This window comes from Paenibacillus sp. sgz302115 (assembly GCF_056120445.1).
Genome location: NZ_JBVYOK010000008.1, coordinates 126,426 through 142,337 on the forward strand (window position 1 = coordinate 126,426; position 15,912 = coordinate 142,337).

23 protein-coding genes and 1 tRNA gene are annotated in these 15,912 nt (G+C 44.2%); 15 read left to right on the forward strand and 9 right to left on the reverse strand.

Annotated elements, in window-relative coordinates; all coding sequences use genetic code 11:
- Positions 1-119: 119 nt before the first annotated feature.
- A complete protein-coding gene (locus AC0LWN_RS17040; RefSeq protein WP_474667293.1) occupies positions 120-1,235 on the forward strand; it encodes a hypothetical protein in 1,116 nt (371 codons plus the stop codon).
- A 51-nt stretch (positions 1,236-1,286) separates the two neighbouring features.
- Complete coding sequence (locus AC0LWN_RS17045; RefSeq protein WP_474667295.1) at positions 1,287-1,886, forward strand: hypothetical protein; 600 nt, start codon at positions 1,287-1,289, stop codon at positions 1,884-1,886.
- A 377-nt stretch (positions 1,887-2,263) separates the two neighbouring features.
- Here the strand turns inward: AC0LWN_RS17045 and AC0LWN_RS17050 are convergent, their stop codons facing one another.
- Positions 2,264-2,506, reverse strand: a complete 243-nt coding sequence (locus AC0LWN_RS17050) for a hypothetical protein (RefSeq protein WP_474667297.1) — start codon at positions 2,504-2,506, stop codon at positions 2,264-2,266.
- Positions 2,507-2,792: 286 nt separating this feature from the next.
- On the opposite strand from AC0LWN_RS17050, the gene AC0LWN_RS17055 reads away from it, so the two are divergent.
- The gene (locus tag AC0LWN_RS17055; protein ID WP_474667299.1) at positions 2,793-3,560 is read left to right on the forward strand and encodes a 2-phosphosulfolactate phosphatase; all 768 of its coding nucleotides are present in this window, start codon (positions 2,793-2,795) and stop codon (positions 3,558-3,560) included.
- Between the two features lie 18 nt (positions 3,561-3,578).
- The gene (locus tag AC0LWN_RS17060; RefSeq protein WP_474667301.1) at positions 3,579-3,752 is read left to right on the forward strand and encodes a hypothetical protein; all 174 of its coding nucleotides are present in this window, start codon (positions 3,579-3,581) and stop codon (positions 3,750-3,752) included.
- A 169-nt stretch (positions 3,753-3,921) separates the two neighbouring features.
- Here the strand turns inward: AC0LWN_RS17060 and AC0LWN_RS17065 are convergent, their stop codons facing one another.
- The 3 genes from AC0LWN_RS17065 to AC0LWN_RS17075 form a co-directional block, all read right to left on the reverse strand.
- Positions 3,922-4,086, reverse strand: coding sequence for a hypothetical protein (locus tag AC0LWN_RS17065; RefSeq protein WP_474667303.1), 165 nt, complete (start codon positions 4,084-4,086; stop codon positions 3,922-3,924).
- A gap of 84 nt (positions 4,087-4,170) precedes the next feature.
- Positions 4,171-4,713 carry an ImmA/IrrE family metallo-endopeptidase gene (locus AC0LWN_RS17070; protein WP_474667305.1) on the reverse strand — a complete coding sequence of 181 codons (543 nt, stop codon included), beginning with the start codon at positions 4,711-4,713 and terminating at the stop codon, positions 4,171-4,173.
- A 111-nt stretch (positions 4,714-4,824) separates the two neighbouring features.
- On the reverse strand, positions 4,825-5,001 hold the full coding sequence (locus AC0LWN_RS17075) for a YjfB family protein (protein WP_474667307.1): 177 nt from the start codon (positions 4,999-5,001) through the stop codon (positions 4,825-4,827).
- Positions 5,002-5,253: 252 nt separating this feature from the next.
- Between AC0LWN_RS17075 and AC0LWN_RS17080 the strand changes: the two genes are divergently transcribed.
- The 3 genes from AC0LWN_RS17080 (at position 5,254) to AC0LWN_RS17090 (ending at position 6,240) form a co-directional block, all read left to right on the forward strand.
- Complete coding sequence (locus AC0LWN_RS17080) at positions 5,254-5,409, forward strand: hypothetical protein (protein ID WP_156830071.1); 156 nt, start codon at positions 5,254-5,256, stop codon at positions 5,407-5,409.
- Positions 5,410-5,783: 374 nt separating this feature from the next.
- Complete coding sequence (locus tag AC0LWN_RS17085) at positions 5,784-5,981, forward strand: hypothetical protein (RefSeq protein WP_458963915.1); 198 nt, start codon at positions 5,784-5,786, stop codon at positions 5,979-5,981.
- 64 nt (positions 5,982-6,045) lie between these two features.
- Positions 6,046-6,240, forward strand: a complete 195-nt coding sequence (locus tag AC0LWN_RS17090; RefSeq protein WP_474667309.1) for a hypothetical protein — start codon at positions 6,046-6,048, stop codon at positions 6,238-6,240.
- 60 nt (positions 6,241-6,300) lie between these two features.
- On the opposite strand, the gene AC0LWN_RS17095 is transcribed toward AC0LWN_RS17090, so the two are convergent.
- Entirely contained in the window at positions 6,301-6,741 is a 441-nt protein-coding gene (locus AC0LWN_RS17095; protein WP_474667311.1) for a NucA/NucB deoxyribonuclease domain-containing protein, read from the reverse strand.
- 405 nt (positions 6,742-7,146) lie between these two features.
- Here AC0LWN_RS17095 and AC0LWN_RS17100 point away from each other — a divergent pair, with 405 nt between their 5' ends.
- Positions 7,147-8,622: a glycosyl hydrolase gene (locus AC0LWN_RS17100; RefSeq protein ID WP_474667313.1), complete on the forward strand. Its 1,476-nt coding sequence runs from the start codon at positions 7,147-7,149 to the stop codon at positions 8,620-8,622.
- Positions 8,623-8,643: 21 nt separating this feature from the next.
- Here the strand turns inward: AC0LWN_RS17100 and AC0LWN_RS17105 are convergent, their stop codons facing one another.
- The gene (locus AC0LWN_RS17105; protein WP_474667315.1) at positions 8,644-9,144 is read right to left on the reverse strand and encodes a zinc ribbon domain-containing protein; all 501 of its coding nucleotides are present in this window, start codon (positions 9,142-9,144) and stop codon (positions 8,644-8,646) included.
- 157 nt (positions 9,145-9,301) lie between these two features.
- Here AC0LWN_RS17105 and AC0LWN_RS17110 point away from each other — a divergent pair, with 157 nt between their 5' ends.
- Positions 9,302-9,946: a hypothetical protein gene (locus AC0LWN_RS17110; protein ID WP_474667317.1), complete on the forward strand. Its 645-nt coding sequence runs from the start codon at positions 9,302-9,304 to the stop codon at positions 9,944-9,946.
- Positions 9,947-10,178: 232 nt separating this feature from the next.
- Positions 10,179-10,484 carry a YolD-like family protein gene (locus AC0LWN_RS17115; RefSeq protein ID WP_474667319.1) on the forward strand — a complete coding sequence of 102 codons (306 nt, stop codon included), beginning with the start codon at positions 10,179-10,181 and terminating at the stop codon, positions 10,482-10,484.
- 27 nt (positions 10,485-10,511) lie between these two features.
- On the opposite strand, the gene AC0LWN_RS17120 is transcribed toward AC0LWN_RS17115, so the two are convergent.
- Positions 10,512-10,676, reverse strand: a complete 165-nt coding sequence (locus AC0LWN_RS17120; RefSeq protein WP_474667321.1) for a hypothetical protein — start codon at positions 10,674-10,676, stop codon at positions 10,512-10,514.
- A gap of 110 nt (positions 10,677-10,786) precedes the next feature.
- Between AC0LWN_RS17120 and AC0LWN_RS17125 the strand changes: the two genes are divergently transcribed.
- The 5 genes from AC0LWN_RS17125 (at position 10,787) to AC0LWN_RS17145 (ending at position 13,025) form a co-directional block, all read left to right on the forward strand.
- A complete protein-coding gene (locus AC0LWN_RS17125; RefSeq protein ID WP_474667323.1) occupies positions 10,787-10,969 on the forward strand; it encodes a hypothetical protein in 183 nt (60 codons plus the stop codon).
- Between the two features lie 128 nt (positions 10,970-11,097).
- Positions 11,098-11,784, forward strand: coding sequence for a M15 family metallopeptidase (locus AC0LWN_RS17130; RefSeq protein WP_474667325.1), 687 nt, complete (start codon positions 11,098-11,100; stop codon positions 11,782-11,784).
- A 70-nt stretch (positions 11,785-11,854) separates the two neighbouring features.
- Entirely contained in the window at positions 11,855-12,220 is a 366-nt protein-coding gene (locus AC0LWN_RS17135) for a WGxxGxxG family protein (RefSeq protein ID WP_474667327.1), read from the forward strand.
- A 136-nt stretch (positions 12,221-12,356) separates the two neighbouring features.
- Positions 12,357-12,442 (forward strand) — tRNA-Leu (locus AC0LWN_RS17140).
- Positions 12,443-12,812: 370 nt separating this feature from the next.
- Positions 12,813-13,025, forward strand: coding sequence for a helix-turn-helix domain-containing protein (locus AC0LWN_RS17145; protein ID WP_474667329.1), 213 nt, complete (start codon positions 12,813-12,815; stop codon positions 13,023-13,025).
- 330 nt (positions 13,026-13,355) lie between these two features.
- Here the strand turns inward: AC0LWN_RS17145 and AC0LWN_RS17150 are convergent, their stop codons facing one another.
- Both AC0LWN_RS17150 and AC0LWN_RS17155 read right to left on the reverse strand, forming a co-directional pair.
- Positions 13,356-15,266, reverse strand: coding sequence for an AAA family ATPase (locus AC0LWN_RS17150; RefSeq protein ID WP_474667330.1), 1,911 nt, complete (start codon positions 15,264-15,266; stop codon positions 13,356-13,358).
- 343 nt (positions 15,267-15,609) lie between these two features.
- Entirely contained in the window at positions 15,610-15,849 is a 240-nt protein-coding gene (locus AC0LWN_RS17155) for a hypothetical protein (protein ID WP_474667331.1), read from the reverse strand.
- Positions 15,850-15,912: the final 63 nt, after the last annotated feature.

Here is a 15,912-nt window from a genome sequence, read left to right on the forward strand (position 1 = left end):
ATATATGTATAATAATGGATGGTTACATGATGTTTCAAAGGAGTGTGTTGATAAAAATAGAAAAAGTTGTAGTTATTTAATTTTGTAAGTTTTTCACTAAATTTCGGGAGGCAGATGTAATGTTTATGAAAAAAGGTTTCGTTTTTACAGTGGTTTTAGCCTTGGGACTATCACTTTCTCCTAATATTTACGCTGATTCTAGTAAAAGTATTAAAGACTTACATATTAATCTCGACAACTATGACCAATCAATTGTCAACGATATCATCAAAGATCCTAATATCTCTCTGGAAGATGCCATTTATTATGCAAAGCTTGATAAACTGGTTAAGGAAATGGAAAAGCAGGGTATTAATTATGAACTTCCAAAAAATAAGTCTACAAATACGACTTTCTCAGATGATTATGTAAGGCTAAACAAGAAGGAGTTCCAACAAGAAGTTTTAGCACTAAATCCTGATGCATTAAAAACAGCGTTATCTTCAGAAATACGACTTAGATTTGAAGGTGTATCTGATCTGCAAAATTTGGTAAGCCTTTTTAAGGAAGCAGATAGCCCAGATCAAACTTTTTCCATGGAGTATCCAGATGGAAGTCGTATTAGCTCGACCGTCGAAAATATAGTAGAAACGGATAACTCTAAAATAGTTAGTGTTTTTTCTCCTGAAGAAATAGCAAGAATAAATAGCGGTATAAATGGTGCCTCCAAAGCTCCTGCTGTCACAACTCTTTCCACAACCCCATATATTTCAGGACCTTGGAATAGTATAAGTCTCATTGATACTGAGCCTAGTGTTCTTTATAACAACGGATGGCCAAGTGGGCAGGTAAGACAAATAACTTCAAAGACTGAATGGTCATTTTCATCAGGAGCTGGCTATTCAAAGCTAAATGATGTTTTTCAATGGCAATGGTATGGTGTGGTTACTGGTAGCGGAGAGTCAGCAGTATATAACTTCAGTGTATCTCCTCTCTCCGATAGTGGTGCTGGTGCATCTTATGGCGTTGTCACCATAGCTAGTGAATCTCCGAACCATCCTAGAAAGTCTGGAACAGGCACTAATGGAAAAGTACAGGGCTATATGGATGTTCAATTTCAAGTAAGCGGTTCGTTCAGTGCGACTTGGGGTATACTATCCATTTATGTTAATGCAGGTGCACAGTGGCATCAATATGCAATAACAGAAGTTGATGGTTGGTCGTATGTTGATCATTACGCCGGTACTTACAAATAAGAATAAGGTGGGGGGAGGGGCTATCCTCCTCCTTTCTTCACAGGAGAACCTATGAATAGACTGAAGATATACTTATTTTTAATTCTAGCTATAATAAGCCTAACTAGCTGTAGTGAGAAAAAAAGCTTACCCGAGCAAACCGCCCTTGAGGTGTCTGATAGTTCGGATATAAAGTATGAAGCCTTGCTCAAATCATTTTTGACTGGCAAATATAGTTCGATTGACAGTTTTGTTATTTTGGATATTAAAAATTATCTAGATAATCATATTTTCGCCCAATTCTATTTCATGCATAATAACAAAAAGCATGAAGGGATTAGTTATATTTACAAAAATCAAAATGAATCTCAAGTTCTTCTAGAAGAAGATACCGTTGTTGATACTAAAAGTGAAGTTACCAAACTAATGTTGGTTGGAGAATTAAAAAATTCAGATTACAAATTCAAAACTATATCAGGTATGATAAATAATAAATCTATAGATATGTTGTTAATTAAATATAGCGACAAAAACAATGTAATTATGAAGTTAAATGCAACAAAAAGAAGTTATTTAGATGTTCGAACTTTACCACTTAATACTCAAGTTAGCATTGGGAATATCATAGGATTAGATAATAACAACAATATAATATTTAAGATGCAAAAATAGATTATTAGATTAGGAATATCCCCGTTAACCTTATTGGGACTGCCCCCATAACGTGAGACAAATCAAAACACCTTCAAGAGAATGGAACCTTGTCGTAAGATAGGGAGATAACATCGGAGGTGTTTTTTCGTTAGCAACCAAAATGAGCTTTCCCGTAGAAATAAAGATGATAACTATCGAAATGAGATTGGGAGGAGTTACGGTGAGCGAGGCTATGGAGTAGCTCGGAATACGGAATAAGTGCTGGAAGTGCAGGAGTGGGAGCCGACAGACCAAAGACTCGCGTACTCCAAACGGTACCGAGAGCAAATAACGATCACCCAATTTGACCTAGTCCTGGATTTTAAGATCAGAGGTGTGTTGTGCTGCCCACTTCACTAAACCCCTTGCCTAACAAGGGGTTTTTGCTGTTTTGAGGACTTATATTTCGGCAAAGGTATTATTCTCATCACATGAATAATGTCATCGTAAGGTATGTATCTAACAGCCAGCCCATTCCGCAGCTTTACTTTAGTTTCCATAAAACTATCCTCTGGAATCCCCATTACTATATCCCCATCTTTTGTATGTACGCTTACCATTTGATTCTTTGCAAGCCCTATTTTTAGTTCTTTTAGCATTATCTTCACTCCTCAATATTTAAAAATCCCGGATTTATTTTTTGAAATATGAGACCTATTAACTATATCGGATGAATGTACGCTAATTTAAGTATAATGGCAAAAAGAATTTTAATGAGAGAAGGCTAAGCTGCGGATTGAAATAGCTCATATGATATACCAAAAGTTGTTTGCGCACATATATGCCAAATGCGATAATGGATAGACCGAGCATAAAAACGACAATACATGTAAACATTGGATAATCCCCTACGACTGAAATTCTTACAGGAACGGAGGGAATGACTTGTTTTTTGACCAGACGAATTATGAGATCAAGCTGGATTGGGGGGCCACAGGAGCACGTGCAGCTTCGCAGCGGGGGGATATTGTAATTATCGTGGATGTGCTCAGCTTTTCTTCCACGGTGGTGACTGCGGTCCAGCATCAAGCTAGAATATTTCCATTCCCGCCGCCGATTAATGAGGAAGCCAGAGCTTTTGCCAAAGCCAAACATGCAGAGATCGTATGGGGAAGAGCGGAAGCGGTCACAGAGGGTGGGCATTCCCTGTCACCTTTATCTTTTGGAACGGCAGACCAGGCACGTAATTTTGTATTATGCTCGGTAAATGGGGCGCTCTGCACATCCGTAGCTTCACAGGTTCCTACCCTTCTGATAGGCTGCTTGCTGAATGCCTCAGCTGTTGCCCGGATTGCCAATCAGTTCAGCCAGGAGCAGAACAAAGACATTACTGTGATCGCCTGCGGGGAGAAATGGATCGATGTCAGCCAGCAAGAAAATAATCTGCGACCCAGCATTGAAGATTATTTGGCTGCAGGTCTGATTCTGTCACAGCTTCACGGAAGCAAGTCGCCCGAGGCGGAGGTCTGTATTGGAGCTTATGAATACTCGGAACCTAACCTGCAGGAGCTGATCTGGGAATCTGCCAGTGGGCGCGAGCTTCGTGAGCGAGGGTATGAACAGGATGTGAGGTATTGCTGTCAAATCGACAATAGCATTACAGTGCCTCTGCTGCATGAACAGTGGTTTGCAGATGCCTCCAAGTCACATTAATCGAGAGGAAGATTGCGTATGTCAGAGCAAGATGAGAAAATTCAGGAGCTGGAACGCCGTATTAATGTATTAGAGAATTACTCAAAGTCTTCGCGTACCGGTAAAAAATGGGCCTTAGCAATACTGTGGATTGTACTGGGATTGATTCTGGTGTTGTTTTTGATTGGCGTGATCCAATTCATAAGTGCGTAGCCTTGAACAAGATTTAGCTTATCTTCAGCGGAATTTCATGAGAACTTAAGCTAATGGGATTATATTAAATGCATATCCCCTTAAATATACATTTTGACCCTGCCGGGTGTCGGCGGGGTCGCTTTTTTGTGAAGGAGTAAAATATAAGTGCTCTTCCTATGCAACCATTCTAATCCTCTTCATTGGGCTCCTGCAGCAAAATGGAAAAGGTCTGGGTTTCATGATCCACTTCAATGGTTGCAATGCCAACAAAATCAGGGATTTCGGGGTGTACTGCGTCCACGCTGTAATCCGGGTGGGTCATTAATAGCTGGATAACTTGGCTGGCCTCCATACTGCTCCCCCTTACGGATAAATTCAACTTAAGCCTAGAGTTGCTTATTTCATGACGTGTATGCCTGTATTATTTCCGTGGCGTTTAGCGAATATGTCTGTGGATTAATTTTCTATCTTCATTTCTTTCCATAACGGCAATTAATTGTCCCTGGAACACGCGCCGCTGGATCTGGTCGATGCGCTGCAAAGCCAGCTCGCAAGGAACCTGAAAAGCTGCTGCGAGCGCATTGACAGCATCTTCACGTAGCTCAGGCAGGGTCATGGTGGAGATCATTGAGAAGGGCATTGCCGCATAAAGAATAAAACGCTCGGCTTCATCCTCCTGGTCTTGTTTGAAATGCCCGGGCATTAACGTATGGCTCCCGGCATGGCGCAGCAGGTGGCAGAGCTCATGCAGGAATTCGAGGCGCTGCAGCTCAGCGGGAAGACGGCTGTCGAGGAACATACTGTACATGCCGGCAGAAGCCTCGATACACTTGCTCCTTACATCCAGATAATGAACCCAGATATTCAGGCGTTCAGAGATGTGCTTAATGGATATTTGGGCCGGATGCCGGATGTCCAGCCGCTCATACAGATCCTCTGTCCACTTCTCCAGAGTAGTCATTTGATAATAGGAGTACATATTATTCACCTCAATATAAGATCATGTGTTCGTATTTATAGGCAAAAGAAAAGCCCAGAGGGCTTAGTGGTTACGAGAACCTGTGTTCTTATGTCTCTAATGATAAATCAATTAAACCTTAATATCAAGTGTTTTTCCTAAGTTTGGATGCGTGCTCTGCCCAAGCATTTGCGTCATATTCTGAGCTTGAGCTTCAGCCTGATCTTTGGCGATGCTAAATACCTGCAGCCCGACAGCCTGCTGCAACGATGCCTGGCCTAACGAAACGGATAAAGCGGCGATATCCATCCTGCACCTCCTAAAAGTTTTGTGAGCATAGCCTCCAGAAATCTCTTCGTACAAAACTCGCTTCGGAAGCATTCGCTAAGTTTTGTGAGCCTCTGTCTTACTTAGTGCTGTGAAAGTCTTCCATAATGTATATCGACAGCACTTCTTCGATTCATTAGGTGAAGGGTATTTCTTTACCGATTGGCCCATACGGCAAATTGGCCTTTTACATATTCTGTGCTGTAGTCATTATTACAGAGGAGGAATTCAATAATGGGAGCAGAGTATGGTTGCGGTTGCGGGAACGTCGGTGGAGTGAATCAAGGTCCTCCAGTAGCTACTCCTTATGTAAGCCCGTTTACTTCGACAAGCGCGATTCTTGTTTTGTTCATTTTGCTGGTAATTATCACTAGCGCCTGTATTTTCTAATTGTGCTGTTAGCGAATGCTGCCCTGTCAGGCTTAATGCCAGATGGGGCTATTTCTTTTTTTTGCGGGATGTAGGTCCGATTTGGCGTTTGGTTCGACCTGTGTGCGCGTCAGTTTCAATAATATATAATTCCTTGATTGTTCCTGAAAGTACGAACCATTCCTTCAAGGCTTCCGCCTCAGACATGGGGCCGTATAGCCTTTTCCCCCGGTAACAGATATAGAACACCCTGGCTCTCCGAATTTGGGATAATATACCACCCCCATTTTACGCCTTCTTAGCGTATTATTGCATAAAGAACGTTTGTTCGCATATAATACATACAAATGTTCCTGTTTCATCGAAAGGATGGGGCTAAAGTGAGCACAAAAGAGATGGAAAAGCTGATCGGTCAGGTTATTGAAATCATATACGAGGACAAGGCGGGCAAGATTACGCAGCGCAGAATAGAGGTGCATGGGCATAAAGGTGGGCTGCTCCGGGCTACTTGTCTAAGTACAGGAGGACCACGGGTTTTTCGAGCGGACAGCATTTTGGCCTGGAAACAGGTCAAGGTGAGCCATGCTGGATGATACGGCGCGCAAGCTGCTGCGGATTATGTGTCATTTCAGCAATCATTACCGGAGGATGCCGAGTTTGACAGAGCTAATGCGGCTTAGCGGGCGGACGAGAGCGGGAGTAATAGCCGGCTGCCGGGAGCTGGTTTGGGAGGAGTACATCCAGTGGCTGCCAACGTTGCCTGTGGAGACTGCTGTAATACTGCTTGCCTGGGAAAAGCACGAGCCACAGCCACATCTCTCCGGTAACGGCGGCGGTCATTGGAGAGATTAGTTGAGTCCCCGGACGTGCGGACAAATTAAATTCACTCCGGGGCCGGACTTGGTCTGTAGCCTATTTGAACATGAACTCTACCCGCGTTCCGTCGGGCAGCTCCTCAAGCTGATTGCCAACCCAGCTTCCTGCGCCGCGGTTATCGCTTGGCGTTATGTATTCAATGTCGGCTCCTGCACCGCCTTCCTCACACATGGCCATCGGCCATTCGTCGCGGTCGTAGCCTTTTTTGGTCGGTACTCCTTTCAGGGATTCCTTGCGGTTCTCCTCGGCCTCTTTCCGGTCGATGGTGCAGACTGCGGATTCTCCGCTGCGGATTGCGTCCTGGATGTGTTTGGCGGTCTCTGGATAGCGGTCGCTTGGAAAGTCAAGCTGAACCACGTCAGAGCTTCCTGTGGACGGCTGCCCGGTAGGCGACGGTCCTTTCTCTTCGAACCAGTAAGTGGCTGCCATAAGCAAGGCGATAATGATGAGACTTGGGATGATTTTCTTGGACTTCACTTTGCTGCCCCCTTAAAGTTTTGGTAAGCCTAATCTTCTTGAATCACTTCGCAAAACTCACTTCGAAAGCATACTCTTAAGTTTTGGTAAGCCTAAGTTATGTTTGAACTATGCTTCAGTGAGCGTAGATTTAACCAGTATAGCTCAAAAATAGCCCTCTTTGGTATACTGAAATTAGTAATAATAGGGAGGGAAGCATATGGAATATGAGATTTCAATCGAGGATCAGACGCTGATTGCCTCCGCTCAAGAGATCATTAAGAAGCGTTATGAATGGGGGCGTCATCATGTGGGGGCGGCTTCTTTTTCGTGCTGAATATTTATTACAATTTCATGACTGTTCGCCGTGCTATTGCCCCGAATATCCCCATACTATGAAGAAAATGATTATGGGGTGGTGAGTACATGGAACAGCGCATCCTGCGCGATTTGCTTGACTCCGCATCACGTCTGGTGGGCGATGTGCAGTGGCAGGCGGCCTTCCGGAATGTGCAGATGGCTCCGGCAGATGCTGCGATTGCGCCTCCGGCATTGAGGCTGCTGAAGACGTTGTACCGCCTGCAGGGACAAGGCATCATCAGCGGACAGCATGATTACCTGGAGAGCCCGGATGATTTTAGCGGCCAGTTGAAAACGGTCAGCGGCCAATATGCCGCGCTTCACGGCTATGAACTGGGCGCAATAGAGAATCAGACGGCGGATCAGATTGATAGCCAACGGCAGGCCGTGGTAGACAGCGCAATCCGCTGGCATAAGACGGGCGGTATTGTGACGATGAGCTACCATGAAAGTTTACCGGGCACAGCCCCGTTGTGGTCGAATGTCCAGATGAGCCTTAGCGAAGCGGATTTTGCCAAATATATTACACCCGGCACTGCCCAGTACAACGCGCTGATCTCGGACTTGGACAAAGCCGCCGTATATTTGAAAAAACTGAGCGATGCAGGTGTGCCGGTGCTCTGGCGTCCGTATCATGAGATGAACGGCGGCTGGTTCTGGTGGGGCCAAAAAAGCTCGTACAGCCGGCTGTGGAGCCTGATGTTCGAGCGGTTCACCGTATATCATAAGCTGCATAATCTGCTGTGGGTATGGAGTCCCAATGCCAAAAATGAATGGTGCGACGAGCCGGCAGGCTATTATCCGGGCAGCGGGAGCGTGGATGTGCTGGCGCTGGATATTTATAACGCAGATTTCAAAGCCAGCCACCATGACAGGCTATGGAAGCTCGGGTGCGGGAAGCTGATCGCCATCGGGGAAAATGCAGAGCTTCCAGCTCCGGCCGTTCTGGCCAAAACTCAGAATAAGTGGTCTTACCAGATGAGCTGGGGCAAGCTGCTCTTTGAGAAGAACAGCAATGCGGTGATCAAAGCGTATATGAATGATTCCTTTGTGTTCACCAGAGATGAATATAAGTTAAAGGCGGCGCAGTATGCCTCTTTGCCGGATGCCGCACCTATGCCGGGCCTGTTCGGGCAATATTTCAACAATGCTTCGCTTAGCGGTACACCGGCGCTTACCCGTAAAGATGAAGCTATTAACTTCATTTGGAAGCAGGCGGCTCCTGATCCCGCTATCTCCGCGGACTTATTCTCGGTGCGCTGGAGCGGCAGGCTGAGTGCAGCCTATACTGAGGGCTATACGATTTATACCTCTTCGGATGATGGCATCCGGGTCTGGATTGACGACGTGCTGGTGATTGACAGCTGGATCAAGCAGAGCGGACAGGAACGGAAGGGCAGTGTGAATCTGATCGCCGGTAAGCTGCATGAGCTGAAGGTGGAGTATTACGAGAACCAGGGGGATGCGCGGGCGGTTCTGATGTGGGAGAGCCCCAGCCAGGTCAAAGGCGTAATTCCGGCCGGGGCGTTTTTTCTTCCCTGAAAAGGAAAGTCCAGTATAGCGCTAGATCTGCTCGCGGTAGCTGATATTGTTGGCGATTTTCTCATCGCGCACCGCTTTGCGCAGGATGTCCTTCACCGTCTGGGCCTTGCGGATTTTGCGGAAAAGAAGCTGCGGCGACGAAGCGTCATCCGAGAATACCGTCAGTGTTCCAATGCCAAGAATACGGTCCGGTATGGACTGCTCCACGGAAAAATCATTCACCCGCAGCAGCTCGATTTCCTCGATGTCCTTCCCGATCAGCCCGGTCTTAACCATAATCCGCTGGCTGGTGATGGTATACGTAGTTGTGTTCAGGCGTACGATGCCTTTGAGGCGGTCGGAGATGCCGGCCGGCTTGCCCTGCCACAGCTCAACTTCAGGGCCGGAGCCAGAGCCGGGGGCTGCTCCTGCCCTAGTAGGGTGTGCCGGGGCTGCGGCAGCATCTCCGGTGTTTGCGCCGCATTCTCCGCAAAATTTGGCGCCTTGCTTGTATTCCGCACCACAGTTTGTGCAATAAGGCATAAGGAATCTTCCTCTCTTATTTCAGGCTGAAATCATTATATCTCTTGTTGAATACGCTTAAACGCAGAAATATGTTTCATTTGAGCTCTTTTTACATAATTTTTATTTGCACTTTGCTTATCCCGCCATTATTCTGTTAAATGGAGGGATATTAATTATGAGAAAAGCTTTACTGGCAGCGTTACTAATGGCGTTTGTGGTACTCAGCGCCTGCGGCAATAATAGTTCGGCGCCTGCTACCCATGAACAGGTACAGGAGACCGTACAGAGCTTCTACAATGAGATGACGAAATTCGATGAAATGGGCAAATCTTCATTGGAGGCGTTCAACACAACCTTGACCTCGTATTCGACAGGAAAAGCTACGGACAAGGAGATGGAGAAGGCTGTAGATGAGTTCCAGGACACAGCTTCCGACCTTGCCGGTGATGTCAAGGATGTGAAGATTTCCAAGAATCTGCCCGAGAACATCCAAAAGCTGTTAAGTGATTCGATCATCGCTTTTCAGAGCGCCTATTCGATCAAGGAGAAAGCTTCGAAAAGTGCGGTTTCTCCCGATGTTACCGCAGAAGAGTTCAATGATATGAACAAGCAGGCAGATGTGGCAATGCTGTACGGCATCTCCAAGCTGAACGAAGCGAGAGTCGCGGCGGGGCTGATCGAAGCGGAGAGCAGCACGGACGCACAGACGCTGAGCGGTACGGGAGCTGTCACGGGAGCTGCCACAGACACTAAGGCGAACAAAGAATCCACAACCAATACCAAGTCCGACACAAGGACTACGGTAACTGACGTGAAGTAAGAATGCACTAAGAGTTAGCCATTTTCTATCCTGGTCATGGGACAGGCCGGCAAAAAGGCGCCGCACAGCGTAAACTGTGAGCGCCTTTTTTGCTGTCTTTTGGAGTGCTGCAGCCCCCGGCATAGTCTGCTTGTCCGATTTTTGCTGCCATATATTTAGGATTGCTTAACCATCAGTATTGCGTATATAATACAAACATATGTTCGTTGATGGATTGGAAGGAGGAACGGCAATGGGCAAGAAGCTGGAAGGAAACGGCCAGTGGGTGAGCAGCAGGATTAGTGAGGAACGGGAGAGACTGCACCGCATCAAGCCGGTACTGGATAAGGAGAAGCTCGAGGAAATTGAGTGTACGCTGGCTTTGTCGCTGCGGAGTCATGTCCGGGTAACGGTGGTTCTGTTCGACTCTGCTGAGAATACGCTGCAAAGCGGCTTTGTGACCTCCATTCACACCCACTCGCGTGAATTCAAGCTGCAGTGGGCGGAGGAATGGAAATGGATTAACGTGGATGACATTGTCGAGGCTTACATCGTGTGATGCAGAACGGCTGCGGCAATATAATCATCATTCTCCATAGGGGGTAGTGGTTGTTTTCTCATACGCGATTAAGGTAACCGCCTTATTACCGTTCATCCGGGCAAGTTCTGCTTCGGCCTGGCGGATGATTTCCACTGCGTCCTCCTGATCGCCAAACGCTGCCACTTTGTAGCTGTCGCTGTGAATGTCCATTGGGTCTTCCCACCTTTCGCAATTATATTGGCCTTTTTATACGAAAATCATCCAGAAAATCGGCAATATGTGGTATGATTTGGATAACGCTGCGAGAGGAGTGGAAGCTTATGATGATAGAGCCAAGGCCGCCTCTGGACGGGGCGATGGAAGAAGCTATGAAGCTGAAGCATCAGGAAAAGGAGCAAAAGCTCCTGAACAATGAGTTTCCGCGTTTTTTTAGAGAAGTGGCCGATTTGTTGATTGCGGTTGCGATCATTGGACTGATCATCTTTTCGGCTAGATGGTGGTAAACGTCCACCTTATAATATGTAAGCTGCTAAGGCCTCGGAGTGTTCGGGGTCTTTTTCTTTTGCAAATAAGGGAACAGCGTACAAGCAATTGGGGAAACAAGGCATTAACTATACCAGGAGGTGATGAGATGCTGACTTTGGATCAGGTGGCACAAAAATCGGCAGCCCGGCTCGGCGGTCTTCATCCTGTCCTGCTGGCGGCCGCAAATGTCTTGATTGAGCGAAGCTACGACAGGGGGATTCCAATCGTCATTACCGCAGGTATGCGGAGTTTTGCCGAACAGAATGCGCTGTACGCACAGGGGAGAACGAAGAAGGGCGATATTGTAACTAACGCGCGGGGAGGCAGCAGCTACCATAATTACGGCCTGGCGGTTGATTTCGCGCTGCTGCTGCCGGACGGCCAAAGCGTCTCCTGGGATACAAAAAGGGACGGGGACGGTGATAAGCTGGCAGATTGGCAGGAGGTGGTGCAGGAAGCGAAAAAGCTGGGGCTCGAATGGGGCGGAGACTGGTCTTCTTTTCAGGATTATTCCCATTTGCAGATGGCTTTTGGACTGACCACCGCACAGTTAAAAGCAGGCCAGCGTCCAAGCGCTGAGCAGGTGAAGATGGCCTTGAGCCGGATCAACGGAGGTGACGATCAAGTGAATAAGGGTGTGGAAATTACGATCAACCTGAACGGGGCGAAGCTCACGGTTGGGGTACTGGATAATGGAACCACCTATGTCCCGATACGGGCATTGGCTGAAGCACTTGGCGCCAAGGTGGCTTATGATCCTGTAAACAAGACAGTAAATGTAGTGACTCAATAAATTTGTCTGCATAGTAAATGCACCGCAGGGGAAAATTATCAGCGAAAATTACAAAAGGAGGCATACCATCTTGAACAAGCTGATCACCAGCCTTACCTGCGGTACAATATTGTCCATGAGTCTGCTCGGAGTCGGAAATGCATCATCGGTTGTCGGAGACGGCACCCATATGATGAACCAGCAAGGCAATACCATGATGAATCAGACCACAGGAACCATGCACAGAAATGAAACCATCGTGCAGGACAGAGTCCGCTATGGAGATAACACCACCGTCTCTCCACTGTCCAATACCACACCAACCGGCAGATACCGCACAACCAGCACGACCGCCCCTGTGGCGAGAACCAGCTCTAACTGGGGCTGGATCGGATTGATCGGTCTGCTCGGTCTGGCCGGCATGAGAAGCAGAAGCGGCGAACGCGACCGCCAATAGTAGGCCCACAAACGGCCCAATCAGCACCAGCTGATCGGGCCATTTTTTTGTAACCAAAATATAATGGAAATTATGATTGCGCATCCACAGGATACATGATATGATATTACTTGTCGCGTTAACTACGCACATACATGCCGGGGTGGCGGAATAGGCAGACGCACAGGACTTAAAATCCTGCGGTACGTGAGTACCGTACGGGTTCGACCCCCGTCCTCGGCATCCATAGCTACAGTGGAAGGCGCATTCAAGTGAATGCGCCTTTTCTTTGCACGTAGGCTTAAAAAAGGATAATGTAAATCTAGGATCGAATTAAGCATGTGATGTAGTTCATTGAAGAGATAAAGAGCATCTTTAAATCCCTGTAAATAGATGGAGCGCTCAAGAATGGCTTGAAGCGACACCTGCGCATCCTCATACAGGAATGCAGTGTTTCGCTGTTCCTCCGGCAGGGCGTTTCTAAGTTGCTGGAAGTGCTGATCACTTTCCTGTAGTAGCAATTTATAGATAGGAGCGGTGTTTGATAGTTCACGGTACATCACTTCAAGCCGAATGCGAATCAAAGGATCGGTTATAGTTGGAGGGGAACATTTTGTTGAAAAGTAATTTAAGAGTTCTAATGGCAGAACATCGTATAAACGACATCACTGAATTAATGGAAAAATCGGGTCTAAGCCGAAATTCAATTAACAAACTTTATAGAGAAACTCAACTGGAGACTGTTAAGTTGGTGACGCTATTCAAACTTTGTGATACGTTTCAATGCAAGCTGTCGGATTTGATTGAGTATGTGCCGGGAGAATAGATGGTACTTGGGAGAGTGCTTTTCTTTTAGACGGATAAATATTCTTCTAAATAAATTTTATATTGATAAGTTCAAGAATTTTGCGGTACATGAGTACTGTACGGGTTCGCCCTCCCCCCGCCCTCGGCACTACAGTTAAAGCCTTGAGAAATCAAGGTTTTTTTATAGCCCTTGAATAAAGCTCCTGCCAAAAGATAAAGGTTCTGTGTGTCTAGAATTAACTATCCAACGCACAGAACCCTGACGACAGTACTCCTTTTCAGTGCTTGTTTAATCACAAATTCTTGAAAGAGTTTATATTATAGATATAAATAAAAAAGTTTTTAGAGTCTAACTAATCTCATTATGCAGATTGAAAATCATTTGATAATAGGATTCTTTAATATCTTTTAAAGATAAATTATCAAAGGCTTCATTCTTAATGTTTTCTATCATCTTTCTTCTTTCATCTCTATCAGTTATAACATTCCTTAGCTCATCTTCTAAAACCAATAGGATAGTTTTGGATGATTTAATAAATGAATCTTCTGTTGTAAGTGGAAGAGATAAATGTTCCAATCGTAATTTATCAATGGCCTTTACAAAACAACTAGGTTTTATAAAATCTTCTACGGTTCTAATATTTTCTCCATTAGCTAATTCATCATACCTTTTCCATTTTCCATTTTTTCTAAGATCAACAAATTCCTCCTGCTTTTCTCTAGCCGGATTGTCATTATCACTGATAATTATATAATTTCGACCAGCAAGTTCTAGAATATTGGCAATATGTTTTATATCTTTAACCCCTCTTGCATGACACATACCAAATTGCTTTAATCTTTTAATTTCTTTATACCTTTCAGGAACCCTCGTTAATGCAAGATTAAACAAGCTTTTATCTTTCCATCCTTCAAAAATAAAATTATTATTTTTTAATGTTTCAAAGACAGAAAATCCAAGTGCATTAAATATTACTTCTTCATCAACAAAGTTTGATTCATCAACTTGTTTAATATTAGTTTTTTCTTGTTTTTTTTCGACTATTAAATGTCGTGATATTTCTTCTTTATCAATCATGAAAATAGAATGAGTACTATATACAATATAATTGTTTTTTGATATTTTGAACATTTCTTCACGTAAGTATTTTTGTCCAGATGGGTGTAAAGCTAGATCGGGTTCATCAAACAGAAGAAGGGTATTTCTCATCTTTTCGCTTTCTACTTTAGCTGATATAAAGAGAAGAAAGCACACAAATCTTTTAAATCCGTCACTCCTCTGAGATAGTTCAAAACTATTAAAATTATCCTTAATACCAGCATCTATGTATTGACCATTGGGACTTAAAACAAATTCAACATTATTATATTCGCTCCAAACATTTCTAAAATGATCTGTTGTTCGTTTAGCAACCCTATCCAATAAGTTTCTAAAGCCAACTTTATTCTTACTGGTTGCTTGATCTATTTGTTCAGTAATTTTACTTACACCTGCAAGTTCAAACATTGATTTAAGTGGTAGGCAGTAATCTGGATTAGATCGAAATGAACTAAGTTCTATTGATGAAGGTAAGAGATACTTATCATCATAAGACCATAGGAGAGCCTCCGGTTTATTTGCTTTTACAAATTGTGAAACTTTTGAGCCTAAACACTCATTAATATAATCAAGTGTAACATCCTCTAGATAATCTAAAGGGACCTCTGGGTGTTCCCTTATATTGATAAATTGATAGTTTGCAAGTGAGACTTGGGCTTCGTCTACAATTATTGAGTATTGAGTTCCCTTCTTAGGTCTTTTCCAATGTGTTAGAATTTCATATTTTACCGAAATATCCCAGTAAGTCTCATACCTTTTACCGCTTGGTATGTTAACACATAATAAACCTTCATTAAAATGATCGAGAAAATATTTTTCTAAAGATGTATTTTTATTATTTTTTATAAGCATATTGTTAAAATTTGTTTTTACGGCCAATACCGAATCTTTTATCAAATTTAAGATAGCGTTTTTATCATTAGGCTCTAAGGTGAAAATAAAGTTGACTTCTCCTTTCTCCACTATCTCCTCTTCGGGCAAACCTTCTCTCAAATCGATTTGAGTGATTGGTGTGTCTGGATTAAGTGTCATTAATGCCTTTAGTATATTAGTTTTACCCACTTCGTTTTTTCCAACTAATACCCTGCATTGGGGGTCAAATGAAATAGTTGCATTTTCAATTGATCGAAAGTTTTCAATAGTTACTTCAGTCAATTTCATATTAGCACCATCCTGCAATGTAATATAAAGCGATAGCTTTATTTTGCCATATTACTATCTTTTATTACACTGTTTTTAAAAATTTAGGAGATTAGCGTGGATTTATAGCATAGAATTATTAATCCTGCGGCACGTGACCTTCGTACTGGTTTGACCTCCGGCCTCGGCATCCTTGATTTATAAGGGTTTTACGACAGTAGCCCTTGAATAAAGCTCAAGACAAAAGCTAAAAATTCTGTGTGGGGAGGCAGAATGGAGCGCTACAGCAAAGTGAACTTTCCATCATTCAAAGTGTCCCTTGTGCAAGGGTGACTTGTAAGGGTTTCAGAACAAAATGAGAGATTTAGTCCTCTTCAACAACTCTCTGTTTCAAGTATTTTGGTATTGTTCCATCACAGATGCCCAAATCAAGTTCCAGATGAAAGAGGAAATTCGATATGGCATTATGTTCTTCATCAGTTAGCGAAGTGGCTTCGGTTTGATAATGATTCAACAACGACACTAAACAGAAATCTTTTGGAATAAATACCCCATCTTTGCTCTTGATAACTCCCATCTCAGTCAATGACTTATCAGAGATCATTGGTTATCCTCCTTTTTATATGATAGAGAACAATTCGTTAAAGTAACATTCAAATGATACGGC